Consider the following 17,397-nt stretch of genomic DNA (forward strand, 5'->3'; position numbering starts at 1 on the left):
CTGCCGGGCCACTGGGTTCGCCCCCTGCGTGTCGTATCGGTTTTTCAAACCGATACGAGTGGGGTGGGCGAAATTGCGTAGCGTGTAGCCTGGGGTGTTACTGCTTGTTAGCTTTTTCGAAGCGGTCTAGCTGCTCGTTACCGCGCAGCACGATGGAGTCCAGGGCTTCCTTGGCGGACTTCTTTCCGGCCCAGACTTGTTCCAGTTCTTCGTCCTCGATCGCACGCACCTGCAGGTAGTTGCCCAGGCGGATACCGCGCGAGTTGGTGGTGGTCTTGCGGATCATCTGGTTCGGCGCGACATCGGTGCCGGGGTTTTCTTGGTAGAAGCCCGACTTTTCGGTCAGTGCGAACGAGGCCGTCGTCACGGGCAGGTAGCCGGTGCGCTTGTGGCTGGCGGATTGCACTTCGGGGCTGGACAAATAGGTGAAGAACTTGGCCACGCCCTTGTATTCTTCCGACTTCTTGCCGGCCAACACCCACAGGCTGGCGCCACCGATCACGGTGTTTTGCGGTGCGCCGGGCACATCGGGGTAATAGGGCAGGGGGGCTTCGCCAAACGCGAACTTGGCGTTCTTCTTGACGTTGCCATAGAAGCCACTGGAGGTGGTGGTCATGGCGCATTCGCCGGATACAAAGCTGGCTTCAGGGATGTTGCCACGGCCCTTGTAGACGAACAGACCTTGCTTGGCCATATTGCCCAGGTTCTCGATGTGGCGCACATGCAGCGGCGAGTTGATCTTCATGCGGGCGTCCATGCCGCCCAGGCCGTTGGCCTTGGTGGCGAACTCGACGTTATGCCAGGTGGAGAAGCTCTCCAGCTGGGTCCAGCCCTGCCAGGCGATGGTCAGCGGGCATTTGTGGCCGCTGGCCTTGAGCTTGGCGGCCGCCAGTGCCACTTCGGGCCAGGTGCTGGGGGCTTTGTTCGGGTCCAGGCCAGCGGCCTTGAACGCGTCCTTGTTGTAATAGAAGACCGTGGTCGAGCTGTTGAACGGGAAGCTCATCATCTGGCCATTGGCTGCGGTGTAGTAGCTGGCCACGGCAGGGATGTAGACGCTGGGGTCGAACTTCTCGCCGGCGTCCTTCATGACCTGGCCGACCGGCACAATGGCTTTCTTGCTGGCCATCATGGTGGCCGTGCCCACTTCAAATACCTGCAGGATGTGTGGTGCGTTGCCGGCACGGAAGGCAGCAATGGCGGCGGTCATGGATTCGTCGTACTGGCCCTTGTAGGTCGGCACGATCTTGTATTCCTTTTGGCTCGCATTGAAGTCTTTGGCCAGGTCGTTGACCCATTCGCCGTTGACCGAGTTCATGGAATGCCACCATTGGATCTCGGTCTGTGCCTGCGCGGAAAGAACAGCGGTAGCGGCCACGGCGGCCAGCGCTAAACGGTTGAATTGCATGGAATCTCCTGGGGGACGGTAAGAGGGTGACGGTAAGAGATGGGAGGGGCCGATGCTAGGTGCCGCTTATGACAAAACAGTGAAATTTTGGCTCGTAACTGACGAAAGTGATAGCGGGAAAACCCGTTCGTATGGCTGCGTTTGTTTGCGTTTGTTTGCGTTTGAGCTGGGTCTTCCAGCGCTTGGTGTATAGCCCTGCTGCTGGCAATGCCGTGCCTTTGTGTGCCTGTTTGCTGCGGTGCACCATGCTAGGATCATCTTCCCTTTATCTCTCCCTGACGCCGGGCAACGCATGCGCAAGACCTCTCTGGACAAAAGCAAGATCAAGTTTCTGTTGCTGGAGGGCGTGCATCCTTCCGCGTTAGAGGTGCTGCGCAATGCAGGCTACTCCCAGATCGAGAGCTTGCCTGGTGCCTTGCCCGAGGATCAGTTGAAGGAAAAGATCGCCGATGCGCATTTCATCGGTATCCGCTCGCGCACCCAGCTGACCGCAGATGTGTTTGCCCACGCCAGCAAGCTGGTCGCCGTGGGCTGCTTCTGTATTGGCACCAACCAGGTGGACCTGGAAGCCGCGCGCGAGCACGGTATTGCGGTGTTCAACGCGCCGTTCTCCAACACCCGCTCAGTGGCCGAGCTGGTGCTGGCCGAAGCCATTCTGCTGTTGCGTGGCGTGCCCGAGAAAAGCGCCGTGGCGCACCGCGGCGGATGGCTCAAGTCGGCCGAGAATTCGTTTGAAATACGTGGCAAAACCCTGGGCATCGTGGGCTACGGCTCTATTGGTACGCAGCTGTCGGTGCTGGCCGAGGCGCTGGGCATGCAGGTGTGCTTTTATGACGTGGTGACCAAGCTGCCTTTGGGCAATGCGCGCCAGGTGGCGAATCTGCATGAGCTGCTAGGCCAGAGCGATATCGTCACCCTGCATGTGCCGGAAACCGCTGCCACCCAGTGGATGATCGGCCCGGCGGAGTTTGCAGCCATGAAGCAAGGCGGCATTTTCATCAATGCTGCGCGCGGCACGGTGGTGGATATCGATGCCCTGGCGGCTGCGTTGAAAGCCAAGAAGCTGCTGGGCGCTGCGATCGACGTGTTCCCCGAAGAGCCGCGTAGCAATAAAGATGAGTTCCAGTCGCCCTTGCGCGGCTTGGACAATGTGATTTTGACCCCGCATGTCGGCGGCTCCACCATGGAGGCCCAAGCCAATATTGGCCTGGAAGTGGCCGAAAAGCTTGTCAAGTACAGCGACAACGGTACTTCCATCTCGTCCGTCAATTTCCCCGAGGTAGCGCTCAGCAGCCATGCGGGCAAGCACCGCCTGCTGCATGTGCACCGCAATGTGCCGGGCGTGCTGTCGGCGGTGAACCAGGTGTTTACCGACAACCATATCAATATTGCAGCGCAGTTTTTGCAGACCAATGAAAAGATCGGCTACGTGGTGATTGATATCGACGCCGCATCCAGCGATTTGGCGCTGGAAAAGCTGGCAGCCGTGCCGGGCACCATCCGCAGCCGCGTGCTCTTTTAGCCCGCTGTCGCTTCCAGACAACCCGCTGTCGGCGGGGTCATAGAGGGCTGACCTAAAATTGCTACCCGATTCGTCATCCCAGGCTCCCGGGCACTGCTGCCCACCCCCAGGTTATCTCCATGAATGCTCCCACCGCGTTGTCCACCCTGCTGGCGCAGGCCCCCGAAGCCGTGCGCCTGCGCGAAATTCCGTATAACTACACCTCGTTCTCTGACCGCGAAATCGTCATCCGCCTGCTGGGCTCCCGTGCTTGGGATGTACTGAATTCATTGCGCCAGGAGCGCCGCACTGGCCGCTCAGCCCGCATGCTGTACGAGGTGCTGGGTGATATCTGGGTGGTGCAGCGCAACCCGTATCTGCAGGACGACCTGCTGGACAGCCCCAAGCGCCGCAAGCAGCTGGTGGACGCCTTGCACCACCGCCTGGACGAGGTTGGCAAGCGCCGCAAGCCGGATGCCGATAGCGAGCGCGACGCCCTGGTGGGCGAGCTGCTGGTGGCCGCCACGGCCGCCGTGACCCAGTTTGGCGCCACCTTCACCCAGGTGGCCGAGCTGCGCCGCAAGACTGCGCGCGTGCTGGGCAAGCTGACCGCCAAGGACAACATCAAGTTCGACGGCCTGAGCCGTGTGAGCCATGTGACTGACGCCACCGACTGGCGCGTTGAATACCCGTTTGTGGTGCTGACCCCCGACACCGAGGCCGAAATGGCCGGTTTGGTCAAAGGCTGTATCGAACTCGGTTTGACCATCATTCCGCGTGGGGGTGGTACAGGCTACACCGGCGGCGCGATCCCGCTGACCTGGAACAGCGCGGTCATCAACACCGAAAAGCTCGAAGCCATGACCGAGGTGGAGATGCGCATGCTGCCCGGCGTGGACCACCCCGTGGCCACCATCTACAGCGAAGCCGGCGTGGTCACCCAGCGCGTGGCCGATGCGGCTGAGCGCGGCGGCTATGTGTTTGCGGTCGATCCGACGTCGGCCGAAGCATCCTGCATCGGCGGCAATATCGCCATGAATGCCGGCGGCAAGAAGGCTGTGCTGTGGGGCACGGCGCTGGACAATCTGGCCTCCTGGCGCATGGTAACGCCGGACGCGCAGTGGCTGGAAGTCACCCGCCTGAACCACAACCTGGGCAAGATCCATGACGTGGAAGTGGCCAGCTTTGAGCTGCAGTATTTCGAAGCCGACGGTAAGACCAAGATCCGCACCGAGCGCCTGGACATCCCCGGCCGCACCTTCCGCAAGGAAGGCCTGGGCAAGGACGTGACCGACAAGTTCCTGGCGGGCCTGCCCGGCATCCAGAAAGAAGGCTGCGACGGCCTGATCACCAGCGGCCGCTGGGTGGTGCACCGCATGCCCGCGCACACCCGTACCGTCTGCCTGGAGTTTTTTGGCGACGCCAAGAATGCTGTGCCCAGCATCGTCGAGATAAAGGACTTCATGTTCGCCGAGCAAAAGCGCACCGGCGTGCTGCTGGCCGGGCTGGAGCATCTGGACGACCGCTATTTGAAAGCCGTGGGCTACACCACCAAGTCCAAGCGCGGCGGCCTGCCGAAGATGGCGCTGTTTGGCGACATTGCCGGTGACAACGCTGACGACGTGGCCCGCGCCACGTCTGAGGTGGTGCGCATCGCCAACTCGCGCAGCGGCGAAGGCTTTATCGCCATCAGCCCCGAGGCGCGCAAGAAATTCTGGCTGGACCGCAAGAAGACCGCCGCCATCAGCCGCCACACCAACGCCTTCAAGATCAATGAAGACGTGGTGATCCCGCTGCCGCGCATGGCCGAGTACACCGACGGCATCGAGCGCATCAACATCGAACTCAGCCTGAAGAACAAGCTGGAACTGTGCGACGCGCTGCAAGAGTTCTTCAGCCGCGGCAACCTGCCGCTGGGCAAGGGCGATGAAGACGGCGATGTGCCGTCCCCAGAGCTGCTGGAAGAGCGCGTGGTGCAGGCCCAAAGCCTGGTGGCCGAGACCCGCGCCCTGTGGCAGGGCTGGCTAGACGGCGTGGAAACGCTGTTCCCCCAGCTGCAAGACCACAGCCTGCGTGCCAGCTGGAAGACGCAGATCCGCGCCCGGCTGCAAAACATCTTCACCGGTGCCGGTTTCAAGGGCATCCTGGACGAGTGCACCGCAATCCACAAAACCGTGCTCAAGGGCCGGGTCTGGGTGGCCTTGCACATGCACGCCGGCGACGGCAATGTGCACACCAATCTGCCGGTGAACAGCGACAACTACGCCATGCTGCAGACCGCGCACGAAGCGGTGAAGCGCATCATGGTCTTGGCCCGTAGCCTGGACGGCGTGATCTCTGGCGAGCACGGCATTGGCATCACCAAGCTGGAGTTTTTGAGCGACGCCGAGATACAGCCGTTCACCGACTACAAGCAGCGCGTGGACCCCGAAGGCCGCTTCAACAAAGGCAAGCTGCTACGAAATTCACAGCTGCATGCGCAGGCAGGTGTTGCGCTAGAGGCTGATTTGACCAATGCCTACACCCCAAGCTTTGGGCTGATGGGCCACGAGTCGCTGATCATGCAGCAGAGCGATATCGGTGACATCGCCACCAGCATGAAGGACTGCCTGCGCTGCGGCAAATGCAAGCCGGTGTGCGCCACCCATGTGCCGCGCGCTAACCTGCTGTACAGCCCACGCAACAAGATTCTGGCGACCTCGCTGCTGGTCGAGGCGTTCCTGTACGAAGAGCAGACCCGCCGTGGTGTGTCCATCAAGCATTGGGAGCAGTTTGAAGACGTGGCCGACCACTGCACGGTGTGCCACAAGTGCCTGACGCCTTGCCCGGTGAAGATCGACTTCGGCGATGTCACCATGAATATGCGCAATCTGCTGCGCAAGATGGGCAAGAAGAGCTTCCGCCCCGGCAATGCTGCGGCCATGTTCTTCCTGAACGCGACCAATCCCGAGACCATCAAGATGGCCCGCTCGGCCATGGTGGGGGTGGGCTTCAAGGTCCAGCGCCTGGCCAACGACCTGCTGCGCCCGGCGGCCAAGAAGCAGACCGCCGCGCCGCGCGCCAGCCTGGGTACCGCGCCCATCAAAGAGCAGGTGATCCACTTCATCAACAAGAAGATGCCGGGCAACCTGCCCAAGAAGACGGCGCGCGCGCTCTTGGACATCGAGGACAAGGACTACGTGCCCATCATCCGCAACCCGGTGGCCACCACCAGCGAGACGGAAGCGGTGTTCTACTTCCCCGGCTGCGGTTCCGAGCGTTTGTTCAGCCAGGTCGGTTTGGCGACGCAGGCCATGCTCTGGCATGCCGGTGTGCAGACCGTGCTGCCGCCCGGCTATCTGTGCTGTGGCTACCCGCAAAAGGGCAGCGGCCAGTTCGACAAGGCCGACAAGATCATCACCGACAACCGGGTGCTGTTCCACCGCGTGGCGAACACGCTGAACTACCTGGACATCAAGACCGTGGTGGTGTCGTGCGGTACCTGCTACGACCAGCTGCAAGGCTACGAGTTCGACAAGATATTCCCCGGCTGCCGCATCATCGACATCCACGAATACCTGCTGGAAAAGGGCATCACCCTGGGCAACGGCGGCACCTACCTGTACCACGATCCCTGCCACACGCCGATGAAGCTGCAGGAGCCTATGAAGACGGTGAAGGCATTGCTGGGCGACCAGGTGACCGAGAGCAAGCGCTGCTGCGGCGAGTCCGGCACGCTGGGCGTGACCCGGCCCGACATCTCCACGCAGGTCCGCTTCCGCAAGGAAGAAGAGTTGCGCAAGTCCGAGACCGCGCTGCGCGAATCCGGCCAGGTGGGCCCGCAAGAGAATCTGAAGATATTGACCAGCTGCCCAAGCTGCTTGCAAGGCCTGAGCCGCTACGGCAACGATCTGCAAAACGGCCTGCTGGAAGCCGACTACATCGTGGTCGAAATGGCCAACCAGATCCTGGGCGACCAGTGGCTACCGACCTATGTGGCGCAAGCCAATAACGGCGGTATTGAGCGGGTTTTGGTCTGATGGCCGGCTTGACGGCGGGATCGCCGACCCCCCAAGACATCACGGTGCATGGCCAGTCCAAGGTGCTGGAAGTGAGTTTCTCGGACGGTGCCAGCTTTCGCATTCCGTTCGAGCTGATGCGCGTGTATTCGCCGTCCGCCGAGGTGCAGGGCCATGGCCCGGGCCAGGAGACGCTGCAGACCGGCAAACGCGAGGTCACGCTGGCCGGGCTGGAGCCGGTAGGCAACTACGGCGTACAGCCCACGTTTTCCGACGGCCACAGCACCGGCATCTTCACCTGGGACTACTTGTACTTCCTGGGCTCGGAACAAGACAAGCTGTGGGCCGAGTACGACCAGCGCCTGGCCGCTGCGGGGCTGGATCGTGATGCGCCCATGGCCGACAATAAAGGCCATGGCTGCGCCAGCCATTGAGTTGCTGGCGGCTATACTTTTGATAGCTGCTTGCGCAGGCCTTACCTGCGCTGCAGCCCTATTTTATTGAAACGGTGCGCTGAGATGACTTCTACCCATTTTGGTTTTCAGTCGGTGGACGAGAGCGAAAAGGCCCGCCATGTGCGCGGCGTGTTCGACTCTGTGGCCAGCAAATACGACCTGATGAACGACCTGATGTCGGCCGGGCTGCACCGCGCCTGGAAGGCCTATACCGTGCTGGTGGCAGACATCCGCGAAGGCCACCAGGTGCTGGACATTGCTGGCGGCACGGGAGACTTGTCCATGGCGTTCGCCAAAAAGGTTGGCAAGACCGGGCGCGTGGTGCATACCGACATCAACGAAGCCATGCTGCGCACCGGCCGCGACCGGCTGATCGACAAGGGCATCGTGCTGCCCACCATGGTCTGCGATGCCGAAAAACTGCCGTTCGACGATGCCAGTTTTGACCGCGTCAGCGTGGCCTTCGGCCTGCGCAATATGACGCACAAGGACGTGGCCCTGGCCGAAATGTGCCGCGTGCTCAAACCCGGTGGCAAGTTGTTGGTGTTGGAATTTTCCAAAGTGGCCCAACCTCTGGAGAAGGCGTACGACTGGTATTCCTTCAAGGTATTGCCCCGGCTGGGCAAGCTGGTGGCGGGCGACGATGCCAGCTACCGTTACTTGGCCGAGTCCATCCGCATGCACCCTAGCCAGCAGGAACTGAAGACCCTGATGCAGGGCGCCGGCTTTGGCCATGTGGACTACCACAACCTTACCGGTGGCATGGTGGCTTTACATGTGGGTATCAAGTGCTAGCCTTGTTCCCGTATAACTCTGCCGTAGGCTGCGCGTCGGTTGGCAGTGGTGACTGAATAATTCAAATGGAGATGGTATGAAAGTCTGGGCATTGGTTTTGGCTGTGACCTTGGCGCTGACCTCGGTCGTGGATGCCGAGGCCGCGCGTTTGGGCGGCGGCAGGTCGGTGGGCAAGCAGTCCAGCAATGTCATCCGGCGTGAAGCCGCGCCTGCGGCACCCGCCGCGCCGGTGCAAAACTCCACCAACGCAACCCGTCCCTCACCTGCGGTAGCTCCTGCTGCTGCGGCACCACGCCGTCCCTGGGGCGCCATGCTGGGTGGGTTGGCTGCAGGTTTGGGCTTGGCCTGGCTGGCCCATTCCCTGGGCCTGGGCGCCGAGATGGGTCAGTTCCTGATGATTGCCTTGCTGGTGCTGGCGGGCATGGTGCTGTGGGGTGTTTTCCGGGCACGCAAAAATGCCAATAGCTCGCAATCGGCCAGCCCGTATGCCTTCCAGGGTGCTGCTGCGCCCGTAGCGCCCAGCGTGTACCGCCCTGAAAACGTGGGCAACGACGCATCTGCACGTCCTTTTGAGCGCAGCAATGTGCTGCCGCTGGAGGCCGCAGGCGCTTCCACTTCGATGATCGGCTCGGCGCTGGCTGGCCCACAGGGCTGGGGCGTGCCTGCGGGCTTTGATACCGAAGGCTTTTTGCGCGCCGCCAAGAACAACTTCATCACCTTGCAATCGGCCTGGGACCGTTCCGACATAGCGTCCCTGCGGGCCATGATGACTGACACCATGCTGGGCGAGATCCAGTCCCAGCTGAACGAGCGCGAGCTGCACATTGGTGCCCAGATCAACAAGACCGACGTGGTCATGTTGGACGCCAAGTTGCTGGGCATCGAGGACCTGGGCAACGATTACATGGCCAGCGTCGAGTTCTCCGGCATGATCCGCGAAGAACCATCCGCCGGACCGAGCCCGTTCCGTGAGGTCTGGAACATGACCAAGCCCAAGAGCGGCGCCAGCGGCTGGTTGGTTGCAGGGGTACAAGCCCTGCAGTAAGGGCAGCTTGTTTCTATCCGGGATAATGGGGGACTATGGCAACACAGTCCCCTTTTTCTTTGTTCGAAAACATTTTCAACCGCGTCGCTGAGAGCCTGCAGCCGCCCGCCTGGGTGGTGGACGAGGTGCAGAACCGCGTCGTCCTGCTGCTAAACCATGTGCTCCAGCAAGAGCCTGAGGCTATGGCCCGGCTCACGCGGCAAAAAGGGCAGGTGGTGGTGGTGCAATGGCGTCATTTCCACATGGCTTTGCGGGCCACCCCGGCCGGCTTGCTGGACCGGGCCGAGCCCGGCGTCCAGCCCAGCCTGACCCTGACGGTGACCGAAGCTTCGCCTTTCTCTTTGTTGCAGCAGGCGCTGAATGCCGACAAACCCGGCGTGCGCATCGAAGGCGACGTGCAGTTGGCGGCCGAGGTCAACTGGCTGGTGGACCACGTGCGCTGGGACTTGGAGGAAGATCTGTCCCGCATCATCGGTGACACAGCCGCGCATACGGCTGGTCAGGTTGCGCGCCGCGTAGTGGGCGCTTTGCACCAATTCCTGGGCCAGCGTATGGCCGCCAGCGCCGACAAGGCGCACACATGAGCCGGATTTTTCGCGGCGCCTACATCGTCTGGATCGTCTTCCGCTACGGCCTGGACGAACTGGTACTGACCAGCTTCCAGAAGCCCTGGCTGGGGGTGCTGGCACGGGTTCTGTCGGTCGGACGCAATCTGCAGGCTCCGCGCGGCGAGCGTCTGCGTGAAGCGCTGGAACGCCTGGGTCCGATCTTCGTCAAGTTTGGCCAGGTGTTGTCAACCCGGCGCGACCTGCTGCCGCCCGACATCGCCGACGAGCTGGCGCGTTTGCAGGACCGCGTGCCGCCGTTTCCGTCGGCCGTGGCGGTTGCGACCATTGAACGCGCGTTCCGCAAGTCGGTAGGCGACATTTTTGAAAGCTTTGACCACACTCCCGTGGCCAGTGCGTCCATCGCCCAGGTGCACTTCGCGGTGCTGAAGGACCGCAACGGCCGCCTGCGTGACGTGGCGGTCAAGGTGTTGCGTCCGGGCATGCTGCCGGCGATTGAGAGCGACCTGGGGCTGATGCGCACCATGGCCGGCTGGGTCCAAGGCTTGTCGGCCGACGGCAAGCGCCTAAAGCCTATGGAGGTGGTGGCTGAGTTCGACAAATACCTGCACGACGAGCTGGACTTGGTGCGCGAGGCCTCTAGCGCGGCGCAACTGCGCCGCAACATGGACGGGTTGAACCTGGTGCTGATTCCCGAGATGTTCTGGGACTTTTGCGCCACCGAGGTCATCGTCATGGAGCGCATGACCGGTATCCCCATCAGCCAGACCGAGCGGCTGCGGGCGGCTGGGGTGGACTTTCAGAAGCTGGCCCGCGATGGCGTGACCATCTTTTTCACCCAGGTGTTCCGTGACGGCTTTTTCCACGCCGACATGCACCCGGGCAATATCCAGGTATCGGTAGAGCCGGCGACCTTTGGCCGCTACATCTCGCTGGATTTCGGCATCGTCGGCACCCTCACCGAGTTCGACAAAGAGTATCTGGCGCAGAACTTCACCGCCTTCTTCCGGCGCGACTACAAGCGCGTGGCCGAGCTGCACATTGAGTCAGGCTGGGTGCCGGCGAATACCCGCGTGGATGAGCTGGAAGCCGCCATTCGTGCCTGCTGCGAGCCGGTTTTCGATCGCCCGCTGAAGGAAATCTCACTGGGCATCATCCTGATGCGCTTGTTCCAGACCTCGCGCCGCTTCCAGGTGGAAATCCAGCCGCAGCTGGTGTTGTTGCAGAAAACCCTGCTGAATATCGAGGGCCTGGGACGCGAACTAGACCCCGAGCTGGATCTCTGGAACACCGCCAAGCCCTTCCTGGAAAAGTGGATGCTGGAGCAGGTGGGTCCCAAGGCCTTCTTCGAGCAGCTGAAAAACGAAGCCCCGCGTTATGCCAAGTTACTACCTGAGTTGCCCCGCCTGCTGGTGGACTACCTGAAGCAGGGGAGGGCCGACCGGGGCGGCGACCAGCGCAAGCAAATCGAAGAGCTGCTGGCAGAACACAAGCGCACAAACCGGTTGCTGCAAGGCCTGGTTTTTGGCGCTATTGGCTTTGGCCTGGGCCTGCTGGTGATGCGTGTTGCCTTGCTGTCGCCCTTCCTCTTCTGAGTCCGGGTTTTCACCCGGGCAAACTATAATCATAGGTTTTGCGACTTCAACCCGAGCCTTCTACGCCATGCCTATCTACGCTTACAAATGCGAGTCTTGCGGGCACGCATTAGACGTGCTGCAAAAAATGTCCGACGCCCCGCTGACCGACTGCCCCAGCTGCGGCGCTCCTGCGCTGGCCAAGCAGGTCACCGCCGCAGGTTTCCAGCTCAAGGGTTCGGGCTGGTATGTGACCGATTTCAAGAGTGGCGGCGCTACGTCCACGCCGGCTCCCAAGGTGGACGACAGCAAGCCTGCAGCCGCTGAGCCCACCAGCACCACCAAGTCCGCCGACACCCCTGCAGCCGCAGCCCCGGTGGCGGCGCCCGCACCTGCGCCTGCTGCTTCCGGCGGCACAGGCTCGGGTAGCTGAGAGCCATGATGGCCGCTATCCGTAAATGGTTGCTCTCCGGCCTGCTGGTGATCGTGCCGCTGGCGATCACTGTGTGGGTGCTGGAGTCCATCATCAGCACGTTGGACCAGACCCTGCTGATCCTGCCCGACAGCTGGCAGCCCGACAAACTGCTGGGCTTCCATATTCCGGGTTTCGGCGTCTTGCTGGCCTTGGCCATGCTGCTGCTGGTGGGCGGCGTAGCCAGCAATTTCATCGGTAAGAAGCTGGTCGGCTGGTGGGACAACCTGCTGCACCGTATTCCTATCGTGCGCTCTATCTATTCGGGTGTGAAGCAGGTGTCGGACACCTTGTTTTCGGAAACCGGTAATGCTTTTCGCAAGGCGGTGCTGATCCAATGGCCACGCGACGGTGCCTGGACCATTGCCTTCGTGACTGGTGTGCCCGGTGGCGACGCAGCGAACTACCTGCAAGGTGAGTACCTCAGCGTGTACGTGCCGACCACGCCCAACCCTACCGGCGGCTACTTCATCATGCTCAAAAGCAGCGACTGCATCGAGCTGAAAATGAGCGTGGACGAGGCGCTGAAATACATTGTTTCCATGGGGGTGGTTGTGCCGAGCGTCGTTGCACCCCACCTCGCCAAGCCCCATTAAGACGTGATGGGCGTGGCAGTCCCTGGTGGTCTGCCTTCTTTGTAACCATTGCGCCCCGCGGGGCGCCAGAAATCGATAGCCATGCAATCTCAAATGCGTACCACCTACTGCGGTCTCGTGACCGAAGCCCTGCTGGGCCAAACCGTCACCCTGTGCGGCTGGGTGAACCGTCGCCGCGACCACGGTGGCGTGATCTTCGTTGACCTGCGCGACCGTGAAGGCTATGTGCAAGTGGTGTGCGACCCGGATCGTGCCGAGATGTTCGCCGTCTCCGAAACCCTGCGTAACGAATTTTGCGTGCAGATCAAAGGCCTGGTGCGTGCGCGTCCCGAAGGCACGGTCAACGACAACCTGAAGAGCGGCAAGATCGAAATCCTGTGCCACGAGCTGACAGTGCTGAACCCTTCGGTCACGCCCCCGTTTCAGCTGGACGACGACAACCTGTCGGAAACCACCCGTCTGACGCACCGCGTGCTGGACCTGCGCCGCCCCTACATGCAAAACAACCTGATGCTGCGCTACCGCGTATCCATGGAAGTGCGCAAGTTCCTGGATGCCCATGGTTTTGTGGACATCGAAACGCCCATGTTGGGCAAGTCCACGCCCGAAGGCGCGCGCGACTACCTGGTGCCCAGCCGCGTGCACGAAGGCATGTTCTTCGCGCTGCCGCAAAGCCCGCAGTTGTTCAAGCAGCTGCTGATGGTGGCTGGCTACGACCGCTACTACCAGATCACCAAGTGCTTCCGCGACGAAGACTTGCGCGCCGACCGCCAGCCCGAATTCACCCAGATCGATATCGAAACCTCGTTCCTCACCGAACAGGAAATCCGCGACATGTTCCAGGGCATGATCACCACCGTGTTCAAGAACACGCTGGGTGTGGACCTGGGCGAGTTCCCGGTGATGACCTTCCAGGAAGCGGCCCACCGCTACGGCTCCGACAAGCCTGACCTGCGCGTCAAGCTCGAATTCACTGAGCTGACCGACGTGATGGCCGATGTGGACTTCAAGGTGTTCTCCGGTGCCGCGACGATGAAGAACGGCCGCGTGGTCGCTCTGCGCGTGCCTGGCGGTGCCAAGGAAGTCGGCGGCCTGAGCCGCAGCGACATCGATGGCTACACCGAATTCGTCAAGATCTACGGCGCTAAGGGCTTGGCTTATATCAAGGTCAACGAGCTGGCCAAGGGCCGTGACGGTCTGCAAAGCCCCATCGTCAAGAACATCCACGACAAAGCCCTGGCAGAAGTTCTGGCGCGCACCGGCGCACAAGACGGCGACCTGATCTTCTTTGGCGCCGACAAGGCCAAGATCGTCAACGACGCCATCGGTGCCCTGCGCATCAAGATCGGCCATAGCGAATTCGGCAAGAAGAACGGCCTGTTCGAAAAAGGCTGGCGCCCGATGTGGGTGGTGGACTTCCCGATGTTCGAATTCGACGAAGACGCGCAGCGCTACACCGCCACGCACCACCCGTTCACTGCGCCTAAGGACGGCCACGAAGACTGGATGGTCACTGCGCCCGAGAAGTGCATCTCCAAGGGCTACGACATGGTGTTGAACGGCTGGGAAATGGGTGGCGGCTCGGTCCGTATCCACCGTGCCGACGTGCAGCAAAAGGTGTTCGATGCACTGAAGATCACGCCCGAAGAAGCGCAAGACAAGTTCGGCTTCCTGCTGGACGCGCTGCAATATGGCGCGCCTCCGCACGGCGGCCTGGCCTTCGGTCTGGACCGTATCGTGACGCTGATGACCGGTGCCGAGTCGATCCGCGACGTGATCGCCTTCCCCAAGACCCAGCGCGCCCAGGACTTGCTGACGCAAGCCCCAAGCACCGTGGACGAGAAGCAACTGCGCGAACTGCACATCCGCCTGCGCAACCCCATCGTCTAATCCGCTGCAGCCCCTGGGGGCTGCTGGTGTGCACCGAAAGGCCAGCTTTGTCTGGCCTTTTTTTATGGCATTTCGCTATTTATTTTGTAGCTGCTTGCGCAGCTAGATATTGCGCCAGCGGCCTGAAATGCTTAGTATCTGCAGCCCTTTGTCTGGCGGCATCTGTATGAAAACCATAGGCTTGATCGGCGGCATGAGCTGGGAATCCACCATTCCCTACTACCGCATCCTGAACGAAACCGTGAAGCAGCAACTGGGCGGATTGCACTCGGCCAAGGTGGTGTTGTACAGCGTGGACTTCCATGAGATCGAGCGCCTGCAGCATGCAGGTGATTGGGATACCGCCGGGCTGCTGCTGGCGGGTGCTGCCCGCGCATTGGCGGCTGCCGGAGCGGACTGCCTGGTGCTGTGTACCAACACCATGCACAAGGTGGCGGCGGCGATCGAGTCGGCGGTCTCCATTCCGCTGCTGCATATCGCCGACCCGACCGGCGCCCGGATACGGCAGGCGGGCTGGCACACCGTGGGCCTGCTCGGCACCCGCTTCACCATGGAACAGGACTTTTACCGCGACCGGCTGCGCGAGCGCTACGGCCTGCGTGTTCTGGTGCCGGAGGCGGCAGAACGTGACACCGTGCACCGCGTGATCTACGAAGAGCTGTGCCTGGGCCGCATCGAGCCCGCATCCCGCTTGGCTTACCAAAAGGTGATGGCCTTGCTGGTGGAGCAGGGCGCGCAGGCCATCATCCTGGGCTGCACCGAAATCTCGCTGCTGGTGGGCGCGACCGATGCCAGCGTGCCCCTGCTGGACACCACTGCCATCCATGCGCGCAGCGCGGCAGAGTGGGCTTTGCAGTCCTAGATTTTTAGATGAAATAGGCCGCTGGCGCACGTATCTTCTGCGCAAGTAGCTATCAAAAGCATAGTAGACACAAATTCAGGCTTGCCCAGCTTGGAACTGGCTGGGGGTATGGCCCATGGCGGCCTTGAACATGGCGGCGAAGGCGCTGTCGCTGCTATAGCCGCAGGCCTGGGCCACCTGGCCCACCGGCATGCTGCGCGCCAGCAAGGGCAGTGCATGGGCCAGCACCGCCTGCTGGCGCCATTGCAGATAGCTAGTACCCAACTCATCTCGGAACAGGCGAGCGATGGTGCGCTCGCTGGCGCCGATATGCGAGGCCCATTCGGCCAGCGTGGCCTGCCGGGCCAGGTCGCGCAGCACGGCGTCGCACAGGGCGCGCAGGCGCTTGTCCTGGGGCAGGCGGATGGCCAGGTGGTGCGGCGCGGCTTGGCTGATTTCCTGCAGGGTCAGCAGCATCAGGGCGTCCTCGCGCGGGCCGGGCTGCATGTCTTCCAAGGCCTGTATGACTTCGCGCAACAGTGGCGATACCACCAGCGCACGCGCTTGGGTCCAGCCCGCAGGCGTGGCTGAAGCGTGCATGTACACCGTGCGCAGATGGGCGTTTTCCAGCATGGTCACGGCGTGCAAGGTGTTGGCCGGTATCCAGACTGCGCGCCACGGCGGCACTACGAAGCTGGTGTGGCCTTGCGGCTCCATGGCTGTCACCTGAATCAGGCCCTGGTCGCAATATGCCAACTGCACCCAGGCGTGCTCGTGCGGCTCGAAATGCGCGTCTGCGGGCTGCATCTGGGTGCGGCTGCGCACCGGCCGGCTGAGGCTGGGAGTGAAGTTCTGGAAGTCTCCCAGATCGGCGGATGTGAGTGGGCCTCTGCGCAGCATGGTGGTTTTGGCGTGAATTCGATGAAAACTGTCTAATTAATGCATTTCAGAAGACGGTGGCGAATACTACGATAGCCGCATGTCTACCTCCAGCACCTCGTTGCCCTTGCCTCCCACCGCCAGCCTTCGCCACGACGCGTCCGTGATCGGGCTTGTGGGCACGGCCCACATGATCAGCCATTTCAGCCAGCTGCTGTTGGCACCCCTGTTCCCTTGGTTGAAGCAGGACTTCAATGCCAGCTACGCGGAGCTGGGCTTTTTGATGAGCATTTTCTTCGTCGTTTCCTGCGCGGTGCAGATGGCTTCGGGCTTTGTGGTGGACCGGTTCGGCCCGCGTCCCATCCTGTTTGCGGGCCTGGGGCTGCTGGGCCTGGCGGCATTTGGCTTCTCGGCCAGCACCAGCTACGCCATGCTGGCGGCTTTCTCGGTGCTGGCCGGCATCGGCAATGGCGTGTTCCACCCGGTGGACTACACGCTGCTGAACCGCAAGATCAGCGCACCGCGCCTGGGCCATGCCTACAGCGTGCACGGCATCACCGGCAGCCTGGGCTGGGCTCTGGCGCCGGCCATGCTGGTGCCGATTGCGCTGGCGTTCTCCTGGCGTACGGCCTTGGCTTCGGCGGGCACGCTGGCCTTCACCGTGCTGGCCGCACTGTGGGTGAACCGCGACAAGCTGGCGCTGCCTGTGTTGCCGACGGCGAAGGCCGGTGCGCCTGTACTGGAGGGTGGCAGCATGGGCTTTATGCGCATACCGGCGGTATGGATGTGCTTTGCCTTCTTCTTTTTTTACGCCATTGCACTGAGTGTCGTCCAGGCCTTTGCACCCGAAGCCGCGCGCCAGCTGCATGCGGTGCCGCTGGGCATGGTCGCCATGTGCCTGACCATTTATATGGTGTGCAGCTCTGGCGGGATGGTGCTGGGCGGCTTTTTGGCGGCCGATCCCACGCGCTGCGAGCGGATTGTGGGGCTGGGTTTTGGCGTCGCGGCTAGCTTCGCCCTGGTGCTGGCCTTGGTGGATGTGCCGGCCTGGAGTGTGCCCGTGCTGTTTGGTTTGATGGGTTTTGCCGCCGGCACCGGCGGGCCTTCGCGGGATCTGATTGTCAAGCGGGCCACGCCTGCCAATTCAACAGGGCGTGTATATGGCGTGGTGTATTCAGGTCTGGACATTGGCCAGGCTCTGTCGCCCCTGGTGTTTGGTACTTTGATGGACCACCAGCGCTACACCAGCGTATTCGTGGGCCTGGCGCTGGTGCAAGCAGTGTTGATTGCCAGCGCCTTTAATGTGCGCAAGGTCCGGCGCACAGCCTTGGCTTGAGAAAGCAAAAAGCACCTTGTACGAGGTGCTTTTTTGTTTGGAGC

General features: G+C 61.9%; 14 protein-coding genes. 12 read left to right on the forward strand and 2 right to left on the reverse strand.

The features are described from left to right. Nucleotides 1–97: 97 nt before the first annotated feature. Nucleotides 98–1,405 (reverse strand): sn-glycerol-3-phosphate ABC transporter substrate-binding protein UgpB, encoded by a 1,308-nt coding sequence (gene ugpB, locus AC4BBN_RS14805; protein ID WP_490592729.1) that lies wholly within the window; start codon nucleotides 1,403–1,405, stop codon nucleotides 98–100. Nucleotides 1,406–1,697: 292 nt separating this feature from the next. On the opposite strand from ugpB, the gene serA reads away from it, so the two are divergent. The 11 genes from serA to AC4BBN_RS14860 all read left to right on the forward strand — a co-directional run bounded on the left by serA (nucleotide 1,698) and on the right by AC4BBN_RS14860 (nucleotide 15,159). Beyond that, nucleotides 1,698–2,927 carry a phosphoglycerate dehydrogenase gene (gene serA, locus AC4BBN_RS14810; protein WP_490592730.1) on the forward strand — a complete coding sequence of 410 codons (1,230 nt, stop codon included), beginning with the start codon at nucleotides 1,698–1,700 and terminating at the stop codon, nucleotides 2,925–2,927. Between the two features lie 119 nt (nucleotides 2,928–3,046). Next, nucleotides 3,047–6,925 (forward strand): DUF3683 domain-containing protein, encoded by a 3,879-nt coding sequence (locus AC4BBN_RS14815; protein ID WP_490592731.1) that lies wholly within the window; start codon nucleotides 3,047–3,049, stop codon nucleotides 6,923–6,925. Continuing rightward, nucleotides 6,925–7,338 carry a gamma-butyrobetaine hydroxylase family protein gene (locus AC4BBN_RS14820; protein WP_490592732.1) on the forward strand — a complete coding sequence of 138 codons (414 nt, stop codon included), beginning with the start codon at nucleotides 6,925–6,927 and terminating at the stop codon, nucleotides 7,336–7,338. The genes AC4BBN_RS14815 and AC4BBN_RS14820 overlap by 1 nt, the downstream gene beginning before the upstream one ends. Before the next feature lie 84 nt (nucleotides 7,339–7,422). Beyond that, on the forward strand, nucleotides 7,423–8,154 hold the full coding sequence (gene ubiE, locus AC4BBN_RS14825) for a bifunctional demethylmenaquinone methyltransferase/2-methoxy-6-polyprenyl-1,4-benzoquinol methylase UbiE (protein WP_490592733.1): 732 nt from the start codon (nucleotides 7,423–7,425) through the stop codon (nucleotides 8,152–8,154). A 76-nt stretch (nucleotides 8,155–8,230) separates the two neighbouring features. Next, nucleotides 8,231–9,199 (forward strand): Tim44 domain-containing protein, encoded by a 969-nt coding sequence (locus AC4BBN_RS14830; protein WP_490592734.1) that lies wholly within the window; start codon nucleotides 8,231–8,233, stop codon nucleotides 9,197–9,199. Between the two features lie 35 nt (nucleotides 9,200–9,234). Continuing rightward, a complete protein-coding gene (locus AC4BBN_RS14835; RefSeq protein ID WP_490592735.1) occupies nucleotides 9,235–9,783 on the forward strand; it encodes a ubiquinone biosynthesis accessory factor UbiJ in 549 nt (182 codons plus the stop codon). Continuing rightward, nucleotides 9,780–11,360 (forward strand): ubiquinone biosynthesis regulatory protein kinase UbiB, encoded by a 1,581-nt coding sequence (gene ubiB, locus AC4BBN_RS14840; RefSeq protein WP_490592736.1) that lies wholly within the window; start codon nucleotides 9,780–9,782, stop codon nucleotides 11,358–11,360. The genes AC4BBN_RS14835 and ubiB overlap by 4 nt, the downstream gene beginning before the upstream one ends. Nucleotides 11,361–11,427: 67 nt before the next feature. After that, complete coding sequence (locus AC4BBN_RS14845) at nucleotides 11,428–11,772, forward strand: FmdB family zinc ribbon protein (protein WP_490592737.1); 345 nt, start codon at nucleotides 11,428–11,430, stop codon at nucleotides 11,770–11,772. A gap of 8 nt (nucleotides 11,773–11,780) precedes the next feature. Further along, a complete protein-coding gene (locus tag AC4BBN_RS14850) occupies nucleotides 11,781–12,407 on the forward strand; it encodes a DUF502 domain-containing protein (protein WP_490592738.1) in 627 nt (208 codons plus the stop codon). 81 nt (nucleotides 12,408–12,488) lie between these two features. After that, a complete protein-coding gene (aspS, locus tag AC4BBN_RS14855) occupies nucleotides 12,489–14,297 on the forward strand; it encodes an aspartate--tRNA ligase (RefSeq protein WP_490592739.1) in 1,809 nt (602 codons plus the stop codon). 166 nt (nucleotides 14,298–14,463) lie between these two features. After that, nucleotides 14,464–15,159, forward strand: a complete 696-nt coding sequence (locus tag AC4BBN_RS14860; RefSeq protein ID WP_490592740.1) for an aspartate/glutamate racemase family protein — start codon at nucleotides 14,464–14,466, stop codon at nucleotides 15,157–15,159. A 75-nt stretch (nucleotides 15,160–15,234) separates the two neighbouring features. Here the strand turns inward: AC4BBN_RS14860 and AC4BBN_RS14865 are convergent, their stop codons facing one another. Further along, complete coding sequence (locus AC4BBN_RS14865) at nucleotides 15,235–16,038, reverse strand: AraC family transcriptional regulator (RefSeq protein ID WP_490592741.1); 804 nt, start codon at nucleotides 16,036–16,038, stop codon at nucleotides 15,235–15,237. Nucleotides 16,039–16,117: 79 nt separating this feature from the next. Between AC4BBN_RS14865 and AC4BBN_RS14870 the strand changes: the two genes are divergently transcribed. Next, a complete protein-coding gene (locus tag AC4BBN_RS14870) occupies nucleotides 16,118–17,353 on the forward strand; it encodes an MFS transporter (RefSeq protein WP_490592742.1) in 1,236 nt (411 codons plus the stop codon). Nucleotides 17,354–17,397: the final 44 nt, after the last annotated feature.

The sequence above is a fragment of the Rhodoferax sp. SPJ21 genome (assembly GCF_058216335.1).

Excerpts from the sequence above, each read along its gene's own strand:
- ugpB (WP_490592729.1), bottom strand. The coding sequence starts at position 1,405 with ATGCAATTCAACCGTTTAGCGCTGGCCGCCGTGGCCGCTACCGCTGTT.
- serA (WP_490592730.1), top strand. The coding sequence starts at position 1,698 with ATGCGCAAGACCTCTCTGGACAAAAGCAAGATCAAGTTTCTGTTGCTG.
- AC4BBN_RS14815 (WP_490592731.1), top strand. The coding sequence starts at position 3,047 with ATGAATGCTCCCACCGCGTTGTCCACCCTGCTGGCGCAGGCCCCCGAA.
- AC4BBN_RS14820 (WP_490592732.1), top strand. The coding sequence starts at position 6,925 with ATGGCCGGCTTGACGGCGGGATCGCCGACCCCCCAAGACATCACGGTG.
- ubiE (WP_490592733.1), top strand. The coding sequence starts at position 7,423 with ATGACTTCTACCCATTTTGGTTTTCAGTCGGTGGACGAGAGCGAAAAG.
- AC4BBN_RS14830 (WP_490592734.1), top strand. The coding sequence starts at position 8,231 with ATGAAAGTCTGGGCATTGGTTTTGGCTGTGACCTTGGCGCTGACCTCG.
- AC4BBN_RS14835 (WP_490592735.1), top strand. The coding sequence starts at position 9,235 with ATGGCAACACAGTCCCCTTTTTCTTTGTTCGAAAACATTTTCAACCGC.
- ubiB (WP_490592736.1), top strand. The coding sequence starts at position 9,780 with ATGAGCCGGATTTTTCGCGGCGCCTACATCGTCTGGATCGTCTTCCGC.
- AC4BBN_RS14845 (WP_490592737.1), top strand. The coding sequence starts at position 11,428 with ATGCCTATCTACGCTTACAAATGCGAGTCTTGCGGGCACGCATTAGAC.
- AC4BBN_RS14850 (WP_490592738.1), top strand. The coding sequence starts at position 11,781 with ATGGCCGCTATCCGTAAATGGTTGCTCTCCGGCCTGCTGGTGATCGTG.
- aspS (WP_490592739.1), top strand. The coding sequence starts at position 12,489 with ATGCAATCTCAAATGCGTACCACCTACTGCGGTCTCGTGACCGAAGCC.
- AC4BBN_RS14860 (WP_490592740.1), top strand. The coding sequence starts at position 14,464 with ATGAAAACCATAGGCTTGATCGGCGGCATGAGCTGGGAATCCACCATT.
- AC4BBN_RS14865 (WP_490592741.1), bottom strand. The coding sequence starts at position 16,038 with ATGCTGCGCAGAGGCCCACTCACATCCGCCGATCTGGGAGACTTCCAG.
- AC4BBN_RS14870 (WP_490592742.1), top strand. The coding sequence starts at position 16,118 with ATGTCTACCTCCAGCACCTCGTTGCCCTTGCCTCCCACCGCCAGCCTT.